The organism is Pseudoalteromonas sp. OF7H-1 (assembly GCF_022347825.1).
GTDB classification, from domain to species: domain Bacteria; phylum Pseudomonadota; class Gammaproteobacteria; order Enterobacterales; family Alteromonadaceae; genus Pseudoalteromonas; species Pseudoalteromonas maricaloris.
On sequence record NZ_JAKRFX010000011.1, the window covers coordinates 80,405 to 100,151 of the forward strand.

The window sequence follows — 19,747 nt, forward strand, 5'->3', positions numbered from 1 at the left end:
TACGATGAATCACTCTTTGTTATGTATTGACTTGGGAGGCACCAAAGCGCTTGTGGCTTCGGTTGCGCACACTCAGGTCGAGCAGGTACGCCAGTATGCGGTGCCTAGTCAGGCCAACTTAGACCAAGTTAATGCCTTTGTTATCCGTTTAATCGAAGAAAACCTAACGACCGAAACAACTGGTATTGCGATTGGCGTACCAAGCACACTGGATGTGTGCAGCGGCACCGTGCTGACAACACAAAATATTCCTCATTGGCAAAATGTGCCTCTGAAGGGATTGTTAGAACAGCACTTTTCTTTGCCCGTTGTTGTCCATAATGACGCAAACTGCTTTGCATTTGGTGAATACTTATATGGTGGCCACCATGCCAACAACCTAATTGGCGTATGCCTTGGCACAGGCATTGGTGCCGGTTTTGTGTTTAACGGTAATTTATATACGGGTAACCATAGTGCTGCAGGAGAGCTAGGCAACTTAAGCTATCTTGATGGAATTATTGAAGATTATGCGTCAGGACAGTTCTTTGGGCGACAAGGAATTGAAGGGAGGTGGTTGGCCGAGCAAGCACGCAGTGGCGACCCATTTGCACTACAACAATTTGAAACTTTTGGCAGTCACGTTGGTCATGCACTCGCGCAAGTAGTCATGGTGCTGAATCCAGATGTCATTGTACTTGGCGGCTCCGTGACGCATTCATATAACTATTTTAACGCTGCACTTGAAGCCAAGATGCAGCAGTTGCTTGGCAATGCTTTATATCAATCCGTTCGTGTCATTCCAAGCACCTTAAATCACGCGCCACTTTTAGGGGCATACGGATTGTTTCAACACAATAAAATTAACCATGATAACAAGGAACTAGCCAATGAAGTTTAATCGGCTTATGGCCCTACTTTTTGGGGTGTCGTCACCCCTTTATGCGCTCGACCAAACCGCTGTAAACTGGTTGGGCCAAAATCTTGATGTAAAGTACACCTTGCTTGATAGCAAGCCAAGCACCTGCCCCAAGGCACAGCAAAAGTGTTATTACTCAGAGCTGAGTTTTAGCGTAGTCACAGAAAATACCAAGGCAAATAATGACTTTGCTATCTTTTTTAGCCAACTGATGCCGATTTACCATGTTGAGGGCGATAACTTTACCATCACCCATATCAATGGTGATATTCACAAAATCACGCCTGCGGCAGGGTTTAGTGGGTTTTCAAGTACCCCCACTACCGTGCGCTTTTATACCAAGGATTCTCAGGTTACGCGCTCGGAATTTATGCCAAATTATGTTGTAACGGACGCACAGCTTAAGCTCACCCCACAAGTGATCAAAAGCACGCAAACCCAGCGCGATAACGATACAGGACTTGAGCTACAACCTTATCTGACGCCATTTGATACGCTTAACCAGCTGCAAACCAGCAGTAAAGATGACACCCCGTGGATGGGCAGTGAATACTTATATCAACATCAAGTGAGGCCAACACTTGATGCTGCAATTGGGCTGATACCAAAACCTAAACAACTGACAGTGCTGTCCGATAAACGACTCAATCTAGCAGCCGGAATTAATCTGCAACTTTCAGGTATTTCAGCTGATGCTATCGCCATGGCACAACAGCGACTCAATACCCTTGGGGTAAAAAGCACCAAGGACGGGCTTGTAGTTAATGTCGCTGTAAAGCCAAATAAGCAATCAAGTCCACATTATCAACTGACGGTCGCCGAAAATAATATCTCAATCCAAGCCAATAACAGCGCCGCTGCATTTTATGCGCTACAAAGCCTTGCAGGACTGTTGGATATTAATGATTTGAGTATTCCCATGGTGGATATTATTGATACACCAAGGTATGACTTCCGTGGTTTACACGTCGATGTTGCCCGCAACTTCCGCTCCAAAGCCTTTATTTTACAAACCATTGAACAGATGGCGGCATATAAGCTAAATAAACTGCACCTTCATTTAGCGGATGATGAAGGCTGGCGCTTGGCCATCGACGGTCTTGACGAACTCACCTCTGTCGGCGCTTATCGCTGCTTTGATTTGACCGAAACTCGCTGCCTATTGCCGCAATTAGGCGCTGGGAATGATAAAAACGCGCAAGTAAATGGCTTTTACTCTGCAGAGGATTATATTGAGATCCTGCGCTATGCCAAGGCGCATCATATCGAGGTGTTACCCTCATTAGATATGCCAGGTCACTCACGTGCTGCAATCATCGCCATGGAGGCGCGATATAATAAGCTGATGGCACAAGGCAAACCAGAGGATGCACAGCAATATCGATTAGTAGAAGCTGCTGACAAGACGCGTTACAGCTCCATTCAGCATTACAACGACAACACGCTAAATGTCTGTATTGCAAGCACTTATACTTTTATCGACAAAGTATTAAGCGAAGTAAAAGTGCTGCATGACCGTGCAGGTGTACCACTCAACACTTACCATATAGGTGCAGATGAAACCGCAGGTGCTTGGCTAGAGTCGCCGGCTTGTAAAAAATTGCAGGCAAGCGTGAAAGATTTTACCAACTTTAACGGTTACTTCATTGAACGGATCGCAAAGTTACTTGATAAAAAAGGAATACAGGTTGCAGGGTGGAGCGACGGTTTAGGTGATGTACGTGCTGCAAATATGCCAGCAAACGTACAGAGCAATGCTTGGGCGACATTAAGCGAAAACGGGCACGCGGTCGCGCATCGCTTCGCCAATCAGGGCTGGCAGGTTGTCTTGTCTAGCCCTGATGTAACCTACTTTGACTTTCCATATCAATCTCACCCAGAAGAGCGTGGTAATCACTGGGCAAGCCGTGCTATCGAAAGCAAGAAGATGTTTGAGTTTATGCCAGACAACCTTCCTGCACATGCAGAGATCTGGAAAAATACCAATAACCACGCCTACATAGCCAACGATAGCGACTCATCACTAAACAAAGGGGTTAAGTTTGCCGGGACCCAAGGGCACTTATGGAGTGAAATGCTGCGCAGTGATGCACAAGCCGAATATATGCTTTATCCACGGCTATTGGCCCTTGCAGAGCGTGCATGGCACCATGCCGAGTGGGAGTTACCCTACCAAGCCGGTCGTATATACAGCCAATCTAGCAGATATTTTACGGCTAAGTTACAGGCGCAACGTGAGGCTGATTGGCAACGATTCGTGGCTATTTTGGGCAATCAAGAACTACCTAAGTTAGCACAAGCCGGAATTGAATTTCGCATTCCCGTCGTCGCCGCAAAACAGCTATCTGGAGCAAAGCTCGACGCTTTTACCGCCATTCCGGGTTTTGTTATCGAAGCACAGCTTGAAAACGGCAACTGGGTGCCCTTCAATGCCTCACTTAATCAAGTACAGGCGCTTAGAGCGGTGCACCCAAACTCTGATCGCAAAGGACGAGCTTTGAGTTTAGAGAAAAAATAACGAATAAGAGCAACATGATGCTAAGCCCTACTTAGTTCTTAGCATCTCTATCACCATTATCAGCTGCAAAAGAAACATTGAGAAAATGTAATTAATAGCAAAATGTTGAAAAAGTAATAAATATGTTTTAGCTTAGTTGTTGTGTTACTTTTTTGTTCATTGAAGAATAAATCAGATGACATAACTACAATATAATGAGCTCAATCAGAGCCTATAATTTAGAAGGAATACTGAAATGAAATTATCGTTAAACAAGAAGAAAATCAAAGCTCTATCAGCTGATAAGCAAACTGTTCCAGCAGTAATGACTCCACAGGTTGCAGGCGGCGCGCTTCGTTTCAGCCAAGACAGGCTAACGCATTGTGTTGCCAATACGTGTGGTCGCCATACTTGCCCTGATATTTACTAATCGAGAGTAAATAACACAGTTCAGTGCCTCTAAGGAGGCACTTTAAGGCTTACTTAAATTTAACTTTTTTATCGCTTTTTGTATAAATGCGCGACTCAGGTTCAGTCCACTCGCCGTTTTTCAAGTATTGCGTCGACACCGTAAATTGACCACTCTCAAACTTACTGGTTGATTTCACCTTTGTAATACCATCTTTGTTATTGATAACCTCTTCGTATGCCACAAACTCGCTCTGGTTCAGGACTTCCATTGTTCCTTGGGTGTAAAATCCTGCCGTCGTAAAATAGTAAAACACTAGACTGTTTTTACTTTTATCCCAGAAAATTAATGACTCTCCACCGTACATGCCATCGTTGATTGAATGTAAGGTACGAACGGCTGTGCCATTTAAAGCTCGCTCCCAGTGACTGACATCCTGCATCTTTGGCTTATCTGAAGGCACGTCAAAGTTCGATTGCCAAGTACCAAGATAAGGTGTAAACACCGAGAGTTCTTCATTTAATTTTTCATTAGCCCAAGATAGCGTACTGAATACCACCAATATGGCGAGCCCGAATTTTTTCATCATTTTTATTTCCGTTGATTGTGTCTCACTCAGTATAAATCCTCATGCGTAGGTTGCGTACTTAAGATAAACCTGTCACTCCTCCCGTTGGTAAAAAAACATTGCAAATACACAATTAATACACAATTTAAAACAACAATTATACAACAAATTAATATCATAACTGCAATAGGGAAAGCGGGGAACGTTACCCTGTCTAGAGTAGTTGTTGCAGCACCAACACCAACAAGGAACAACGAACATGCTTGATTATCTTATTATTGGCGCAGGCCCAGCAGGAGTCCAAACCGCTTACCACCTAAAACAAAGTGGCTTGTCCTACCTCATGTTGGAGTCAGGTCAGCGCGCAGGGTGTTTTTTTGAAACATTCCCAATTCACCGGAAACTAATTTCAATTAATAAAGTATTTACCGGCTCAACAAACCCTGAATTCAACTTAAGACACGATTGGAACTCCATTTTAACTGATGACTACAGCCTTAACTTTTCCAGTTTTGACCGCGACTTTTTCCCAAGTGCTGATAACTTAGTCAAATACCTCAACCATTATGTTGACCAAAATCAGCTAAATGTTGCTTATAACCAGCGTGTTAAGTCCGTCGAAAAGATTGCCGATCACTTCGTTGTGACCACAACTCATAATGAACAATATACAGCAGCCCGCGTCATCGTCAGCACAGGTGTCCCTAAGCCTTATATTCCGAAGATCGAAGGAATAGAGCTAGTTACACAATACTCAGACTTAAATATTGATTTGGCACCATATGAAAACAAACGCGTACTTGTTATCGGTAAAGGAAACTCAGCTTTCGAAACGGCTGATCACCTTATCCCTGCCACCAGCCTAATTCACGTTTGTAGTCCAAATCCTTTAGATATGGCATGGAAGACCCACTATGTTGGCGACCTACGTGCAGTAAACAACAATATTCTAGATACTTATCAACTGAAGTCGCAAAACGCTATCTTGGACGCCGACATTAAGCGTATTGAGAAACAAGACAACCGTTTTATCGTGCACTTTAGTTATGCTCATGCTAATGGTGAGCAAGAAACCATAGAGTATGACGAGATCATTTGTTGTACTGGATTTGCCATGGACAGCAGTATTTTTGCCGATAGTGCAAAACCTGATCTCATGATTGAAGGCCGTTTCCCCTCTCTAGATTGCAGCTTTGAATCCATCAATGTAAAAGGCCTTTATTTTGCCGGCACGCTGACACAATCCACCAAATATCGAAAGTCGACTTCAGGCTTTATTCACGGCTTTAGATACAATAGCCGCGCCTTAGTCGAGATGCTAAAACAAAAACATCATGATACTACGCTTGCATGCGACCAACACTTAGGTACACCAGAAGCAATCGGCAGTGCAATCCTGAACCGTATCAATGAGACAAGCGCGCTATGGCAACAGCATGGCTTCATGGTGGATGCAGTTACGGTATCAAAGAGCGGTATGGCACAATATTATAAGCACCTGCCAAGTCCGTACCTCCATGCTCATCTAGGTGATCACTATCATTTGCAGATAGCATTAGACTTTGGTGCACCAATTGAAGGCGACCCGTTCAATCAGGTTCGAGTGCATAAAGACAACGCGACTGACGCGGAGTTAAGTAAATTCTTACACCCCATCATTGAACTTTGCTATCAGGGTGAAGTAATAGAGACTCATCATATTATTGAGGACTTAGAAGCGGACTGGACTGACGTAGAAGCGCACGTTAAGCCACTTCAACAGTTCATTGAGCGAGTATTACCAAAACTTGTTGGTGAGAAAATGCAAAATAAAGTGTCAGCATAACTCATAAATGAAAAAGGTTGGCAACCAAGCCAACCTTTTTCATTCTCTAAGAAACTTTAGACTCAGAGAAGTACTTTCGTCTCAACATATCATGAATAACAAATTCCTGTTCTCGACCATAAGCTTTAAACATACGGTTGTTATGCATATGCAAAAGAGAGCCGAGTAATGATTGTATACTCAAATTAAGTGAACCTGACTTTTCTAATGTCAAAATTTCCTTCACCACTGGCTCTGCCTGCTTCTGCCACGCCTCTAACAGCGCCAACATCGCTTGTTGCGCCTCATCACATTGCGCTAAGCTCGCAATATTAAGCTTGGTAAAGTCATCATCGAGCTGAGTTTGGTGATCGCGATAACGATTACCGAGCTGCTTTCTCAGCGCGCTACTCTCATTGAATTCTTTACCAAACCCTGCGCGCAATGAAGAGATCAGTGATAGCTTTTGTTCCGCATCATAATCAAATAGCGTCAGCAAACGGTTAGTACAAGCCAATGCGATACGCCAACGGACATCTTCTCCGAATTCTTCAACTAGCTGACAACTTTTCGCAATAAGCTCACTGTCAAACATAAACAAGCTTTCGATCAAAGTCATAGATTGCGGACCGCCGTAGCGCTCGACTTCTCGCTCATAAGTCATTAATTCAACTTTATGCAGCTGAGAGCTCTCTATCATAGGTGACAATAGCTGATTGAGTTTTGGCAATAACTCTCCACAAAGCACTGCTGGCTTGCCTTGGAAGCGTAAGCGTAGATGCCAATCCGGATCGCCATAGCGAATAAAGAACCACTTATCGAACAATGCACTATTTTCCTCAATAAGCGGCAATAACTGCTCATAAAGTAGCTGCTCAACAATGGTATTACCTGAATATATTTTTAAGCTGAGCCATTCGGAACCTGCACTGAAGCGTCGAGAGATTGGTGTGGCGGTAATATTTTCTAGTGGCTTTTCGGCAAAATGCGAATGAGGAGTCGCATTCTCATTAAGTAAAGGAACAATGATTTCATTAGCGTAATGACGACCTTGTGCATCCGTTACACGCGGCGTCAGTTGATATGCCAATACTTCGCTGAGCTCAACCGTATTGCGGCCTTTGGTTTCCATCAGCAACACTTCTACCATCGCACTTTGGCTTAAGTTCAAAGTTAAAACATTATCTCCTGCGGCAAAACTGACCCAATCATCTAACAAATACTTCTCTTTGAGCTGTTGAAGCTTATTTGCGTCGATGTGTTGATTAACTAATAACGCTTCTAGTTCTTTGCGTTCAATACGCCATGTTTTCTCATGTAAAATCAGGTTATCTAACATGATGCGCGGCACATAAGTAGCGTTTCTTAGGCTTGAAGGCAGTGAAAACTTGGGCGTTTCACTTTCTTGATGCTGCAACATACAAAGGAATTTATAAGCGCTCAAGCTTCGAGCAGAAAAGTTATGTGCACTCGACAAACGCGGAATAATGCGTTTATTGAGTCGCTTACTCCAGAGTTTAACCTGCTGGCTTTCGACCCAAACATACAGATCACTTAGCGGGATCTGGTATTCAAGGTCTAGTGAACTGTCTGCCATAAAAACGATTTCGTACTGCCGTAAATGTGGCCTCGCAATCACGTTACCAGGTCTTCCCTCGGGCATATGTACAATTTCTGCGAAGATAACCTCTTCACTGTGACTGTGTTCTTGCTCTAAATGATGAATAACCGATTCTTTTAATGTTTCATCAAGGTGGCAAAAACGACCCAAAAGATTAGCTGCCGACGGCCCATAACAGCCATTGAACTTGAACACAGGATTCGACTTTTCGTCCTCAAATAAACTCAACATCACAGCCATTGAACGTGGCAAGTTAAGTTCTACTTTATCCTTAACTTTTTGCTTTAATTCGCTACTGGTCAGGACAACACAGCTTTTGCCTAAATTACTTGGCAATGTCACAGCCTGCTCAATAATGTGATCCAGTTCGGTATAGTCAGGGGCGCTGGCTTGTCCGCTACTCGCTCGACCCAACTGTAAACCACCTACTAACGGGGCATCATAGCCAGTTTCAGTGGAGACACTAATACCCGACTCATCATCCAACACCATATCCAAAGGTACAAATTGACCTTCAAACCGCGTGTTGAACTTATTAATAAAGTTTTCAAGTGGGTTATGCTTAGCGCTGCGATTTAAACTCGCGATCAATTGCAGTTGTTTATTCACCCTTGCAACTTCTTGCTGTGACATTTCACAATGTAAAAAGGCGCGGTAAGTATCTGATTGGAAAAGTTTGTTTTCTTGAACTTTAACCGGTAGCTCAGAAAGGTATTTAAAAATGGCTTGATATTGCTCAGGCTTCGCTTGCCCCGCTTCATCCATCACTGCAAGGTCATGAGTCGCCTGCTCCAACTTGGCGTAAACTTCTACAGGCGCAACGTTTTTCAACGCTTTAATCAACGCGATGTCGGGACTTTCACCAGTAAGTGGTAGCGGAATATCGGGAATTAATACCCCTTCACTGATGAGCTCTTCAAGGTATGCACTAACTTCCTCATATTCTGCTTCACTATAGCGCAAACAAAATTGCTCAATGAGCTGAGAAAAGCTTAGCTTCTGTTTCGCCAGTTCCAGCATAGTGATGAAGTACTCATCACTATCAACGGCACTCAGGCGATACTGCATGGTGTCATCAGAAAGGTAAGTTTCGATGTAGCGGCACTGTTCTGCTATAAAGTAGTGAGATGGATTAGGTAAATAAGACAAATTATCTGATTTTGCTTCAGTTTCTGCTAAATGAGAGCGAATTGCAGACAGCAGAAACATGTCTAAGCGAGTTTTGCGGGAATCATGCTCTGCGCTATCACTCACAAGACGAGTTTCTAAGCCAATTTTACCCGTATGGACACCAGAAAAAAGACCAAAAGGTGTAGGTCGTGAAGACATTCGAATGAGGTATCGCAATAGCGCCAATGCGACTTTTTTCCCCTGCTTGGAGTTCGGCTTTTCACGCCACTGTTCCAATCGCTCAAGTAGAGATGGACTTGCAACGAACAAAGCTTCCATCACCCCAGGTGTGGCAAGCCAGGCACTTAACATCGCATTACTATCTTGCTGATGGAACAAGGTTTCAATCGGCAGTTTTGGTGTTCGCAGAACAAAAAAGGAGTCTGTTGTTATTTTAGCTGGCATAAATACTCCTTAACTCATTAACAGACAATCGGTCCAATCAAGATTGTCATCCAGCACACCGATGAGCGCTAAACCAATACCCGCAAACCCCATTAAAAAGCTATGATCTTCCTGGTGTGCCTTTTCCAGACCGTTATATGAATACAGGGCTTCTAGTCCACGTTCTTGGTACTGATTTAAGCCATAATCTAGCCAAGTTAAGGCGGCCTGCTGTAACTTAGGATGAGGCATAACTTGGTTGAGTAGTTGATAAATGGTTACCAACCCAAAAAAACCATGACAAAGTCCGGCATCGTTAATATGGCCTTGCTTCGCGTCTCTATCGACGTTAAACAACGCGATTTCCAGTGCCTGTTCAACATAACTTGGCTTGTCTAACGCATGCCCAGCTCTTGCAAGTGTTAACGCAATCGTTAAGTCACCATAGCACCAACCTAACCGAGAGTGATGCTCATCTCCTGCACATGATCCAAAGCAAGCTTTCTTATCATCAGCATGACTTTGTTGTTCAAGCAGCCAATCACAGCCCGCAACGACCAGTTTTTGCGCCCGCAGCTTTACTTTTTCGTCCTGAAGCGCAGGAATAAGTGCCGCGATAATCCCGGGTACACCATGAGCAAGCCCAAGGTTAAACTCATCTTGTTCGAGATTTTCTTTGTCAAATCTATATACCGATTGCTTCGGCTGAGACCAAGCAACCTGCTGACCATCTAGTTCTACCGCAACCGACTCATATCCCGTAACAAGACGATCAAACAAAGTACTTTGTTGTGTTTTTTTTGCACGACGTGAGATATAGGGAGAATATCCGGCAAGGCCTAACACCATTTCAATTTCTCCAGTCCAAGGAGAAAAGTCGAGTGCAGTGTCAAAGAAGTTATCTATCTCCTCCAGCAGATCAGAATCATACTCTTCGTCGTCATACTGGTTAAAATACTCAAGCACCCAAGCTTGCCCAGCTAGCCCTGAACTCAGTTCAGGGGTTTGCTCTGCCAATTCATTTTGGAGCTTATCTAGCGCCAGATGAAATTTTTCCTCATCGACCCAAGCATCATTAAAGTTTGCAGCTCGAAATAAAAACAATAAGTGCCCAGCTAAACCACTAAGCAAACCGTTACTGTTCACGGCTTCAAGATTTGATTCAACCTGCTTGGCTAGCTTTTCCACTATAGACAGGATTTGTTCTTTTTTTTCTAAATCTAACGCCTTTAGCATACTTATCCTTGTTTCAATTCTTAATTATAATTTCTGTACTCACCATAGGTAAGTTAACCTTTTGTTTAGGCAAACTCAAACTTTGATATAAAGGTTGCCATAAAAAAACAAAGTATTGACATTTATTCAAACTAACACTAGCTTAACTTTTGTACACACGCGTTCAATGCGTGTAGCAAAAGGATTGAAATAAAGGACTGCTATTAACCAACATAAGTAAGGAAAAACGAATGAAATTGACACTAAACAAAAAGTGCATAAAGGCACTCTCAAGTGACAGCAAATCTATTCCAGCAAATATGACACCTCAAATTGCTGGCGGTGATGTTCAGGCTAATTCTCCAGCAGGCTCTCTATTCACAGATCGCTATGGCGATTGTTGGACAGGTCGTAACCACTCTTGCCGTGAGCACACTTGTCAGATCCCATAATCTGACTAAAAAGAGTAGAGAACTCTCTACTCTTTTTCAGCTTTAAAATACAAAGCACGTAAATAACCTGAGCTTCGGATAATTAATGCCTTTCTAGCAGCCAGTTTTAGCGCTAACTGCGTTGAATTCACTTCCAATAGCCAGCTATTGGTGCATAAATTCGCCTTGTTATCCCTAAAACTGTCTGGCTAGATAAGGGGATAATTTAATATATTATTAAAAACAATGAGTTAGCTCATTCCTTATCCAAACCTCAGGTTAAATAAGCAAAAGATATTGTAAACACTAAAATTAATTAACTGTTACTTACATCTTTAATAAAACAAAAATCAATAAAGGAGTTAATTATGAAAATAGCATTCAAAAAGAAGATCATAAAAACACTTTCAACTACTCACGGCAAAGCGCTAGATAAAAAAATGACACCGCAAGTAGCAGGTGGTGTTGAAGGTAACGGACCTACAGTCACAGAACTTACATGCTACGACGACTGCTTTGTGAAAGTCACTTTATGAACTCTACTTGTTATTCAAAAATAGAATAAAGCGAGCTGTATGCTCGCTTTATTTATTCAGACCCCGATGTCGAGGTTTGCTCTTCCCCTTCATGGTGCACTGGCTTTTTGAGCTTAATCTCTCTGTCAGCAGAGGCAATGGTTTCTTTCCGGTGCGCGATGATAATACGCGTTATCTTCAACCGAGACACCGCATCATTGATATCCTCTTCCAACCCCGTATCAAGGTGGCTAGTCGCTTCATCCATAAACAGTATTTTCGGATCTTTATACAGAGCACGCGCCAAGATGATCCGTTGCTTCTGACCACCAGATAAACTCGATCCCATGTCACCAATCAAGCTGTCATAGCCCATTGGCATATCGCTGATATCATCATGAATGGCAGCAAGCTGGGCACAGTGCACCACCTTTTCCATATTAATCGGTGAATCAAAAAAGGCGATATTATCAGCCACAGTACCAGATAGGAGCTCATCGTCTTGCATCACCGCAGCTATCTGCTGACGATACTGTCTTGCGCCAATTTGGTTAAGAGATATACCATCCACCAAGATTTCACCGCTGGATGGTTTGTTTAACCCCAACATTAACTTAAGTAAAGTCGACTTACCGCAACCGGAAGGCCCTGTAATTGCTACTGACTCGCCCGCATTGATTGTTAGGCTTAGTTTTTCAATAACATTTGGTGTTGCGTCTGAATATGCGAACGACAGGTTTTTTACTTCAATTTTGCCCTCGATATTCAGTTTGCGATATTGATCTGGTTGTAGCTCTTCTTTATCCGTTAAAGCAATATCAGCAATACGGTCAAAGTGGAGGCCTAACATTTTAAACTCAATAAGCTTTTCTATAAGATTTGCGGTCTTATCCATAAACTGACGCTTGTAAGACATAAAAGCAAACAGCATACCAGTGCTAAATCCACCAGCAATCACCAAGTGCGCCGCCAAATAAACCACAATGATATTCTCGATACCAAATAGCGCCCGGTTAATCGCGTCGTAGCCAATTTTAAAATTGCCCAAGCGGATATTGTGGTTAATCGCACTCGCATAGCGATTTTGCCACTGTCCTTCTCGCTTGACCTCTGAGCCAAATAATTTAATTGTTTGGATCCCGCGTACCGTTTCCATAAAGTTGGAATTTTCTTCCGCGCGCGCCATGATTTCTTGCTCACTGATATTGCGAAATGGCTTATACATGACCATTCTGATAATCGCGTAAGTGATCACAGCCACCAACACGACCGCTGATAACATAGGGCTATAGAAGAAGATCATCGCTAAGGTAATAATCGCCATTAAGCCATCAATAATCGCTTCAATGACTCCCGTTGTAAGGAGCTGCTTTACTTGCTGAAGAGAGCCGAAGCGAGAAACGACATCCCCCATATGGCGCTTCTCAAAATAGGCGATGGGTAAGCGCACTAAGTGGTGAAATAGGTTCGCCCCCAGTTGAATATTCATCTGATTACCAAAGTGCAGCAAGGTAAAGCCACGTAGCGCATTGGTAGCGATTTCAAAAAGCAGTACTAAAAAGAACCCTATCGCCAGCACCGTCAAGAGAGAGGTGTCACCAGTGAGTATGACATCATCTATAACCAGCTGAATATAATAGGGCGCTGCCAGCGTAAATACCTGTAGCAAGATGGATAACATAAAGATAAGCAGCAGTGAGCGTTTTAAGCCCGTAATACGACTCCAAAAATCTGAGAATCTAAGGCTCGCTTTTTGCTCTTTCTTTTCAAAGTCTTTGGTTGGCGTTAACTCCAATGCCACGCCAGTAAAATGCTTAGAGGCTTCTTCCATCGTAAAGGTTTTTTCGCCACCAGCGGGGTCATGGATCACGATGCGCTTTTCATTGGCTTTTTTAAGCACCACAAAATGGTTCATATCCCAATGTAGAATTGCCGGTGCTTGCAGCGCATCTAGATCTTCAAGCTCAATTCGCAGAGGCCTTGAAGTTAAATGGAGCTTTTCAGCAAAGTGCATAATATCGAGCAGCGTACAACCCTCGATTGAAATACTAAAACGCTGCCTTAAGCGAGTTAAATCAGTGCGATAACCATGATATCCAGCAACCATAGCAAGACTCGCAAGGCCACACTCTGCCGCTTCTGATTGGATGATCACTGGTAAAGATTTCCGCGACCAAAACTCTAACTTATTGGCAGCGCCTTCATGTTCCATTTCCATATCAACCCTTTTACTTCTTATAACTGGCCTTTGATGCTAAATACTGGGTCAAACAACCAACGCAATAAAGAGCGTTCTTCTACCACAATATCCGCATCAAGCGTCATACCTGCACGCAAGACTGTATCTTTACCATATGCTTTTACTGCTTGTTCATCCAACGCAACCACTACACGGTACGCAGGCTCTTGAATAATGCCTGGCATGTTGGTTTCCTCAGGCAAGATAACGCTGTTACTAAGCTCTACAATCTTTCCTTTGTATATACCAAACTTTTCGTAAGGAAACGCGTGGTAGCGCAATTTTGTTTCCTGCCCCTCTTTGATAAAACCAAAAGCCGAAGTTGGGATATAAACAATTGCTTGCATATCACTATCTTCAGGGATAAGGGTCAGTAAATGCTGACCTATGGAGACATTTTTGCCAAGCTTAGCAAGCAAGCCAGTGACAACACCGGATTGGGCCGCGCGGACTTCACCAAGTCGCTCCTGCTCGATGGATGAGATTTGGATAAGCAGGTCAGCTTGCTGCGATTGCAGCTGAGAAGTTCGGTTTTGATGTTCAATCGGCAATTTCGCCAATTGATTTTTGATGTTTTTCAGCTGTGACTCAAGCGCTATGCGTTCTGAACGGATTGAAGAAGCTTGCTGCTTTAATGAAAGCAAGGTGTCTTTTTGGCGCTGCAATTCTAGTTCAGAAATATAACCAGTGCCTTTTAACGTCGCAATTTGCGATACTAAATCTTGATTAAGTAGTAGCCGCTCTTGGAACGTGCTTGCTTGGCTCTCAAGTTCTTTTAACTTTTCTTTTACGGTCGTTTCTTGTTGCTGTAGCTCTTCAATATCAAGCTGGTACTGTCCACGTAGTTGCTCAATCTGCTGTAGTAAGTTCTTTTGCTGAAAGCGATATTGATTCAGTAATGCTTGATTCAATTCAGTGGCTTCGGTGCTATGTTTTGCAGATGCAATTCGCAGCAAAGGTTGCCCAACAGCGACTTGTTCACCCTCTTTGACCAACACTTCAGACACCACACCTTGTTGCATTGCAGCAACACGCAGCAATCCACCACTGGGCTCAATAACGCCAGACACTCTTTCCTTTCTGGTATAGCTACCACTTGATAGAAACACGATACTTAAAATCACAACCGTTAAAATGAGTAATCCCAAAGTCTTAAATACGGGCGGTTGGATTAAGCTAATTGTGCCCTCTAAGCGGTGCTGTTTATGCTCTAACACCTCACGGCGAAATAAATTTTCCATAGCACTTATCGGGTAATATTATTGTTAATATTTTTTTATTGAAAATACAATGTACCACGGGTGGTAACAGAAAGGAATGAAATAAGGCAAGTCGCACTTGCCTTATTTAGGTTTAGAAATATTTAACGCTATCTGTATGATATTAAAAATTAAATAATATTATGACTTCTTAATTGGACGCTGCCAGCCATCCAAGTTACGCTGTTTTCCTCGCGCGACTGCCAATTGCTCATCTTTAACACTTGAGGTAATCACTGAACCTGCACCAATCGTTGCCGTACTACCAATTTCAACCGGTGCAACTAGTGATGAATTAGAGCCAATAAAGGCATTATCACCGATAATGGTTTTTGACTTATTCACACCGTCATAGTTACAAGTGATGGTCCCGGCACCAATATTCACTTTTTCCCCAATTTCAGCATCTCCAAGGTAGGTCAAGTGATTAGCTTTTGAACCTTTACCCAAACGAGATTTCTTCATCTCGACAAAGTTACCAATATGAGAATCTTCTTCCATTATCGCGCCAGGACGCAAGCGAGCAAATGGACCTAAAGTACACTTATCAGCGACCAACGCATCTTCGATAAGCGTATTAGCTTTAATAACTACGCCATTACCGATTTTACAGTTTTTAAGTACGCAGTTAGGACCAATAACAACATCATCGCCAATTTCAACATGGCCTTCAAATATCACGTTAACATCAATCTGAACATCTTCGCCAGTTGTTACCTGTCCACGCACATCAATGCGAGCAGGATCCGCTAAACTAGCACCATTAATCATCAAGGTTTCAGCTTGCCAAGTTTGATAAGCGCGCTCTAAAGCAGCAAGTTGCACACGGTTATTCGCACCTTCTACTTCCATCTTATCATCAGGCTGTGCAGAAGTAATTTCTACCCCTTCGCTGTGCGCCATCGCCACGATGTCAGTGAGATAATATTCACCTTGTGCATTATTATTCGATAGCCGTCCAAGCCACTTTTTCAATAATCCACCGTTAGCCGCCATTATGCCTGTATTGATCTCGGTAATAGCAAGTTGCTCCGCAGACGCATCTTTTTGTTCGACAATACCAACCAATTTGCCATTTTCTCGCAGCATACGGCCGTAACCTGTCGGGTTTGCTAAATCAACAGTGAGTACCGCAAGGCCTTTAGCTGGCGTCACATCCAGCAAACGCTGTAGCGTGCTCAGCTTTGTGAGAGGTACATCACCATAGAGGATCAGTACTTTATCGTCATCACTGATATGTTCCTTTGCTACCGCGACAGCATGACCAGTACCCAACTGCTCAGCTTGATGCACCCAGTTCACTTCATTATGTGATAACGCGGCTTGTAGCTGCTGCGCACCATGACCGAAAACTAAATTGGTAGACTGCGCGCCCAATGAGACCGCATTGTCGATAACATGCTGAACCATCGGCTTTCCAGCGATAGGGTGAAGTACTTTTGGCAACTTAGAGCGCATGCGAGTGCCTTTACCCGCAGCAAGAATAATTGTATTTAACGGCATGAACACAGGATCCTTTTTCTTGTGTCAAAAAACAAACGTACGGTTCAATACTCTTGTCTTTAATCCGGTCACTTCATTGTGCACCGTAATACTGAAATGGCTTTAGCAGACAACAAGCACTTACTAAGTACAAATTGCGCAATATTGTAGCGAGGATTGGTGAGAAAGGTAAGAGTGTACTTTTCTTCCACACAGCGGTTTAGTCAAAAAATACGTTAAAAGAATGCAATAGTACCTACAACACAGTCAACTGAATCGTTTTAACACACTAAAAGTGAGCTAAAGTGGCACGAAGCTTTCGCCTCGCACCACTCAATGTTCAGCACCTATTTGGCTGGAGCTTGGGGCGGAGTCGGCGTGGCTGGGGCTGGTCCGCCATCGCCTTTGGTAACGGTTACATGGCGCTCTTTCACCACTTTACCACCAACGGTGTACTGAGATTCTTTCACTGTCACTTCACTTTCAGCTCCAACAGCTTCGATATCCGTATTTTTTGGTGTTTCTGGGGTCTTGCGACCTTTGATAAAATCAAACATATGTGCTCCTTTAATTATGCAGCTTGTTGTTTTTTCTGGTTCAACTCTTCTGCCTGCCCCTGATCGAACTTGATATGGCGATCAGCGAGGTGAAAGTATTTGTCATCATGAGTTACCGCAATTACTGTTTTACCTTGCGACTTCAACCATGGCAGCAATTCTTGATAAAATAGCGCTCTAAAATGTGGGTCTTGATCCGCAGCCCATTCATCTAGCACGTAGATATCTTTATCTTCGAGAATTGAGGCGATCAATGCCAAACGCTTTCTCTGACCTTGAGAAAACTGTGTGGCGGAAAACCCTTCCTCATCCACGCTTAGCTTGTGATCCAATTGAAACTGAGCCAGCAATGTATTCGCCGTTTTTCTATCTACTGGGTCGCCTTTGGCGTCTAACAGCTCGCGATAAAGGTAGAAATCGGGCAGCACCATCGTAATTTTATCTCTATAGCTATCAAGTTGAGCTGCATGCACTTCCTGTTCATCTACTTTTATTACGCCCTTTGAGGGTGTGTAAAGACCCAATAGCAAGTGTAAGAATGTTGACTTACCACTGCCGTTACCACCGGTAATAAAAATAATTTCTCCTTTATTAAACGTCAGATTCAGTTTCGGCAAAGAAAAAGCGGTATCTTCTCCTTTCGCTTCATAAGCGAAAGAGACATCTTTAAAAACTAACTTATTCCAGTTGTCTGAAAGCGGCGTGTGCTGAACCGTAGTTAATCCACCTTGCTCACTGCCAAGCTGTAAAGATTCGATTTTTTGCATCGAGACGCGTGCCCGAGCGATGTTTTGCCATAGATTCATCACATACCCAAATGGTGCCGCAATGTAAGTTACGATAAGGATATAACTCATTACTAATTCAGTGCGCTGTAGATAATGGCTGACCGCAACTATGGTGCCCAACGTGATGAAAATCACCACCTGACTTATATTGCGGTTAATGTCCCAGGCAAAGCCATATTCACGCTCGCTGCTGCGTAACTCTGTCATCACTGGCTGTAGGCGCTTCTCAAAAAAGTACTGGCGTCTCGCTTTGTTGACTGTTAATTGTTTCGCGCCATCTAAAATGCCCTTATAGCCCTCAAATACATGGTCTTGATGTTCACGCATTTGGTTCGCAGCCTTGGTTATTTTTGTCATTACTATTTTTGTGATTAAAAATGACACTAACGCAGCTAATACAAGAATGCCAAACATGACTTCAGACAGTACAAACAGATAACCGAAACAAGCCAACAACAGAAAACTGTTATAAACGAAAGCTGGCATCTCAGCGAGCGCCCCCGAGATAGCATTCACATCATTGGTCAGAACGTTATATAGTCGCGCTCTACCAGCTTTTTCTAGTTTGTCGTAATCGGTTCCCAAAATTCGACTAACTAGGTTTTGGCGCACACTGTTTACTGTGCCTGCACTGTATTGAGAGAGAAAATAACTCGTCGTCATTGAAGCCGCTAATAGAAACGTGACTAATACCGCAAACACAACAACCTCTAGAGGCTGAAAACCGGTTTCCCCACTTTCCCCTATCATATGAAACAAAGCTATCGATGTAGCCGCAGTAAACAAACTAGCGAGCCCCGATAAGAACATGATCTTTTTGAATTTTTTAATATAGTAAAGCAACATAATAAACCTGCTATTTTGGGGCTCGCAGTCACGAGCCACATGACTAACTTATAGTTCCACTGGCTCGCCCATTGAAACAACAATCCGACGCTCGCCTTTGAATGGATCACGGCCGTGTGATACCAACATGTTGTCCATCAGTAACACATCGCCTTTTTCCCACAAGAAAGTCACGGTCGCCTTTTTATAGGCTTCGTTAATATGCTCAATCACGTCGTCAGGGATCACAGAGCCGTCGCCATACATTGTGTTATAAGTTAACGCTTCTTCGCCAAATTGAGACACCAACTCTTTTCTAATCACTGGACACAAGCTTGACGGATGCCAGAATGCAGCATGGTTAAACCACACCTTTTCACCGGTATGAATGTGATCGCGAATAGCAGGACGCACTTGGCGAGTACGGATTTGATCGGCACTGATAATTTCCAACTCAACATCCGCTTTCTGACAGTATGCTTTAACTTCTTCAATATCATCAGTGTTGAATGCTTTTTGCCAAGTTGGGCCTAAGCCATTGCCATAGTTGCGTACTAACATCCAACCATGCTGTTCAAACTTGGCTTTAATATCAGCGTCAATATAGTCATGCACTTTTCTAACGTCTGCGATAGGTGTCGCACCGCGCTCCTCTGCTGGGATCATGCAGCTAAATGCAATCTTCATTGGCCATTGTTTAACGTATGACAATTCGTTGTGCTGTGCGATGCTCAATTCATTAGGAAACTCAGTTGAGGTGTAAGCACCTTTGCCGAGATTGGTGCGAGGTGTCGCGCCTTCCATATATTTTGCGAGCGTCGGAATAAACTCATTTGCGACGTCACGGAAGTCGTCTTCATTCTGTAGATTAAAACCACGTAATAGAATTGCACCGTATTGTTTCAGCTGCTGATCTATTTTTGCTGCATTGTCAGCAACCCACTGCGCAGCACTGTGTGTTCCGCTAGTATCTTCAATTACAAGCGGGAAATCTGGACCTTCAGGTAAAAAACGCTCCTGAAGTGCAGCTGGCATTTGACCGTTGTATTGCTCTTTGAAAATTACAGTATCTTTTAACATGGATA

At 43.3% G+C, this 19,747-nt stretch carries 15 protein-coding genes; 6 read left to right on the top strand and 9 right to left on the bottom strand.

Translation table 11 applies throughout. The annotated features are described in order from the left end of the window. Positions 1 to 4: 4 nt before the first annotated feature. The 3 genes from MHN30_RS14685 to MHN30_RS14695 all read left to right on the top strand — a co-directional run bounded on the left by MHN30_RS14685 (position 5) and on the right by MHN30_RS14695 (position 3,825). A complete protein-coding gene (locus tag MHN30_RS14685) occupies positions 5 to 880 on the top strand; it encodes an ROK family protein (RefSeq protein WP_239360137.1) in 876 nt (291 codons plus the stop codon). Further along, a complete protein-coding gene (locus MHN30_RS14690; RefSeq protein WP_239360138.1) occupies positions 870 to 3,416 on the top strand; it encodes a family 20 glycosylhydrolase in 2,547 nt (848 codons plus the stop codon). Before MHN30_RS14685 ends, MHN30_RS14690 begins: the two co-directional genes overlap by 11 nt. A gap of 235 nt (positions 3,417 to 3,651) precedes the next feature. Continuing rightward, positions 3,652 to 3,825, top strand: a complete 174-nt coding sequence (locus MHN30_RS14695) for a hypothetical protein (RefSeq protein ID WP_017218574.1) — start codon at positions 3,652 to 3,654, stop codon at positions 3,823 to 3,825. A gap of 49 nt (positions 3,826 to 3,874) precedes the next feature. Here the strand turns inward: MHN30_RS14695 and MHN30_RS14700 are convergent, their stop codons facing one another. Then, a complete protein-coding gene (locus MHN30_RS14700; RefSeq protein ID WP_130165217.1) occupies positions 3,875 to 4,393 on the bottom strand; it encodes a hypothetical protein in 519 nt (172 codons plus the stop codon). A gap of 238 nt (positions 4,394 to 4,631) precedes the next feature. Between MHN30_RS14700 and MHN30_RS14705 the strand changes: the two genes are divergently transcribed. Then, positions 4,632 to 6,197 carry an NAD(P)-binding domain-containing protein gene (locus MHN30_RS14705; RefSeq protein WP_045989717.1) on the top strand — a complete coding sequence of 522 codons (1,566 nt, stop codon included), beginning with the start codon at positions 4,632 to 4,634 and terminating at the stop codon, positions 6,195 to 6,197. A gap of 46 nt (positions 6,198 to 6,243) precedes the next feature. Here the strand turns inward: MHN30_RS14705 and MHN30_RS14710 are convergent, their stop codons facing one another. Together MHN30_RS14710 and MHN30_RS14715 are read right to left on the bottom strand one after the other, a co-directional pair. Continuing rightward, positions 6,244 to 9,372 (bottom strand): lantibiotic dehydratase, encoded by a 3,129-nt coding sequence (locus MHN30_RS14710; RefSeq protein ID WP_239360140.1) that lies wholly within the window; start codon positions 9,370 to 9,372, stop codon positions 6,244 to 6,246. 9 nt (positions 9,373 to 9,381) lie between these two features. Next, on the bottom strand, positions 9,382 to 10,587 hold the full coding sequence (locus tag MHN30_RS14715) for a lanthionine synthetase C family protein (RefSeq protein ID WP_130165219.1): 1,206 nt from the start codon (positions 10,585 to 10,587) through the stop codon (positions 9,382 to 9,384). A 230-nt stretch (positions 10,588 to 10,817) separates the two neighbouring features. On the opposite strand from MHN30_RS14715, the gene MHN30_RS14720 reads away from it, so the two are divergent. Beyond that, the gene (locus MHN30_RS14720; RefSeq protein ID WP_130165220.1) at positions 10,818 to 11,018 is read left to right on the top strand and encodes a hypothetical protein; all 201 of its coding nucleotides are present in this window, start codon (positions 10,818 to 10,820) and stop codon (positions 11,016 to 11,018) included. A gap of 347 nt (positions 11,019 to 11,365) precedes the next feature. Further along, on the top strand, positions 11,366 to 11,533 hold the full coding sequence (locus MHN30_RS14725; RefSeq protein WP_165384120.1) for a hypothetical protein: 168 nt from the start codon (positions 11,366 to 11,368) through the stop codon (positions 11,531 to 11,533). Between the two features lie 52 nt (positions 11,534 to 11,585). Here the strand turns inward: MHN30_RS14725 and MHN30_RS14730 are convergent, their stop codons facing one another. The 6 genes from MHN30_RS14730 to MHN30_RS14755 all read right to left on the bottom strand — a co-directional run bounded on the left by MHN30_RS14730 (position 11,586) and on the right by MHN30_RS14755 (position 19,742). Then, on the bottom strand, positions 11,586 to 13,730 hold the full coding sequence (locus tag MHN30_RS14730; protein WP_130165221.1) for a peptidase domain-containing ABC transporter: 2,145 nt from the start codon (positions 13,728 to 13,730) through the stop codon (positions 11,586 to 11,588). Positions 13,731 to 13,747: 17 nt separating this feature from the next. After that, the gene (locus MHN30_RS14735; RefSeq protein ID WP_130165222.1) at positions 13,748 to 14,992 is read right to left on the bottom strand and encodes an HlyD family efflux transporter periplasmic adaptor subunit; all 1,245 of its coding nucleotides are present in this window, start codon (positions 14,990 to 14,992) and stop codon (positions 13,748 to 13,750) included. 159 nt (positions 14,993 to 15,151) lie between these two features. Then, the gene (gene glmU / locus MHN30_RS14740) at positions 15,152 to 16,513 is read right to left on the bottom strand and encodes a bifunctional UDP-N-acetylglucosamine diphosphorylase/glucosamine-1-phosphate N-acetyltransferase GlmU (RefSeq protein WP_239360142.1); all 1,362 of its coding nucleotides are present in this window, start codon (positions 16,511 to 16,513) and stop codon (positions 15,152 to 15,154) included. Between the two features lie 326 nt (positions 16,514 to 16,839). After that, positions 16,840 to 17,049, bottom strand: a complete 210-nt coding sequence (locus MHN30_RS14745) for a hypothetical protein (RefSeq protein ID WP_039493175.1) — start codon at positions 17,047 to 17,049, stop codon at positions 16,840 to 16,842. A gap of 14 nt (positions 17,050 to 17,063) precedes the next feature. Beyond that, entirely contained in the window at positions 17,064 to 18,683 is a 1,620-nt protein-coding gene (locus MHN30_RS14750) for a cyclic peptide export ABC transporter (RefSeq protein WP_239360143.1), read from the bottom strand. 48 nt (positions 18,684 to 18,731) lie between these two features. Further along, positions 18,732 to 19,742: a TauD/TfdA family dioxygenase gene (locus MHN30_RS14755; RefSeq protein WP_017218556.1), complete on the bottom strand. Its 1,011-nt coding sequence runs from the start codon at positions 19,740 to 19,742 to the stop codon at positions 18,732 to 18,734. Positions 19,743 to 19,747 lie beyond the last annotated feature (5 nt).

Bases quoted from the DNA above. Each gene is read 5' to 3' on its own strand.
- MHN30_RS14695 (WP_017218574.1), top strand. From the start codon at position 3,652: ATGAAATTATCGTTAAACAAGAAGAAAATCAAAGCTCTATCAGCTGAT.
- MHN30_RS14745 (WP_039493175.1), bottom strand. From the start codon at position 17,049: ATGTTTGATTTTATCAAAGGTCGCAAGACCCCAGAAACACCAAAAAAT.
- MHN30_RS14735 (WP_130165222.1), bottom strand. From the start codon at position 14,992: ATGGAAAATTTATTTCGCCGTGAGGTGTTAGAGCATAAACAGCACCGC.
- MHN30_RS14750 (WP_239360143.1), bottom strand. From the start codon at position 18,683: ATGTTGCTTTACTATATTAAAAAATTCAAAAAGATCATGTTCTTATCG.
- MHN30_RS14715 (WP_130165219.1), bottom strand. From the start codon at position 10,587: ATGCTAAAGGCGTTAGATTTAGAAAAAAAAGAACAAATCCTGTCTATA.
- MHN30_RS14690 (WP_239360138.1), top strand. From the start codon at position 870: ATGAAGTTTAATCGGCTTATGGCCCTACTTTTTGGGGTGTCGTCACCC.
- MHN30_RS14730 (WP_130165221.1), bottom strand. From the start codon at position 13,730: ATGGAAATGGAACATGAAGGCGCTGCCAATAAGTTAGAGTTTTGGTCG.
- MHN30_RS14710 (WP_239360140.1), bottom strand. From the start codon at position 9,372: ATGCCAGCTAAAATAACAACAGACTCCTTTTTTGTTCTGCGAACACCA.
- MHN30_RS14725 (WP_165384120.1), top strand. From the start codon at position 11,366: ATGAAAATAGCATTCAAAAAGAAGATCATAAAAACACTTTCAACTACT.
- MHN30_RS14700 (WP_130165217.1), bottom strand. From the start codon at position 4,393: ATGATGAAAAAATTCGGGCTCGCCATATTGGTGGTATTCAGTACGCTA.
- glmU (WP_239360142.1), bottom strand. From the start codon at position 16,513: ATGCCGTTAAATACAATTATTCTTGCTGCGGGTAAAGGCACTCGCATG.
- MHN30_RS14705 (WP_045989717.1), top strand. From the start codon at position 4,632: ATGCTTGATTATCTTATTATTGGCGCAGGCCCAGCAGGAGTCCAAACC.
- MHN30_RS14755 (WP_017218556.1), bottom strand. From the start codon at position 19,742: ATGTTAAAAGATACTGTAATTTTCAAAGAGCAATACAACGGTCAAATG.
- MHN30_RS14720 (WP_130165220.1), top strand. From the start codon at position 10,818: ATGAAATTGACACTAAACAAAAAGTGCATAAAGGCACTCTCAAGTGAC.
- MHN30_RS14685 (WP_239360137.1), top strand. From the start codon at position 5: ATGAATCACTCTTTGTTATGTATTGACTTGGGAGGCACCAAAGCGCTT.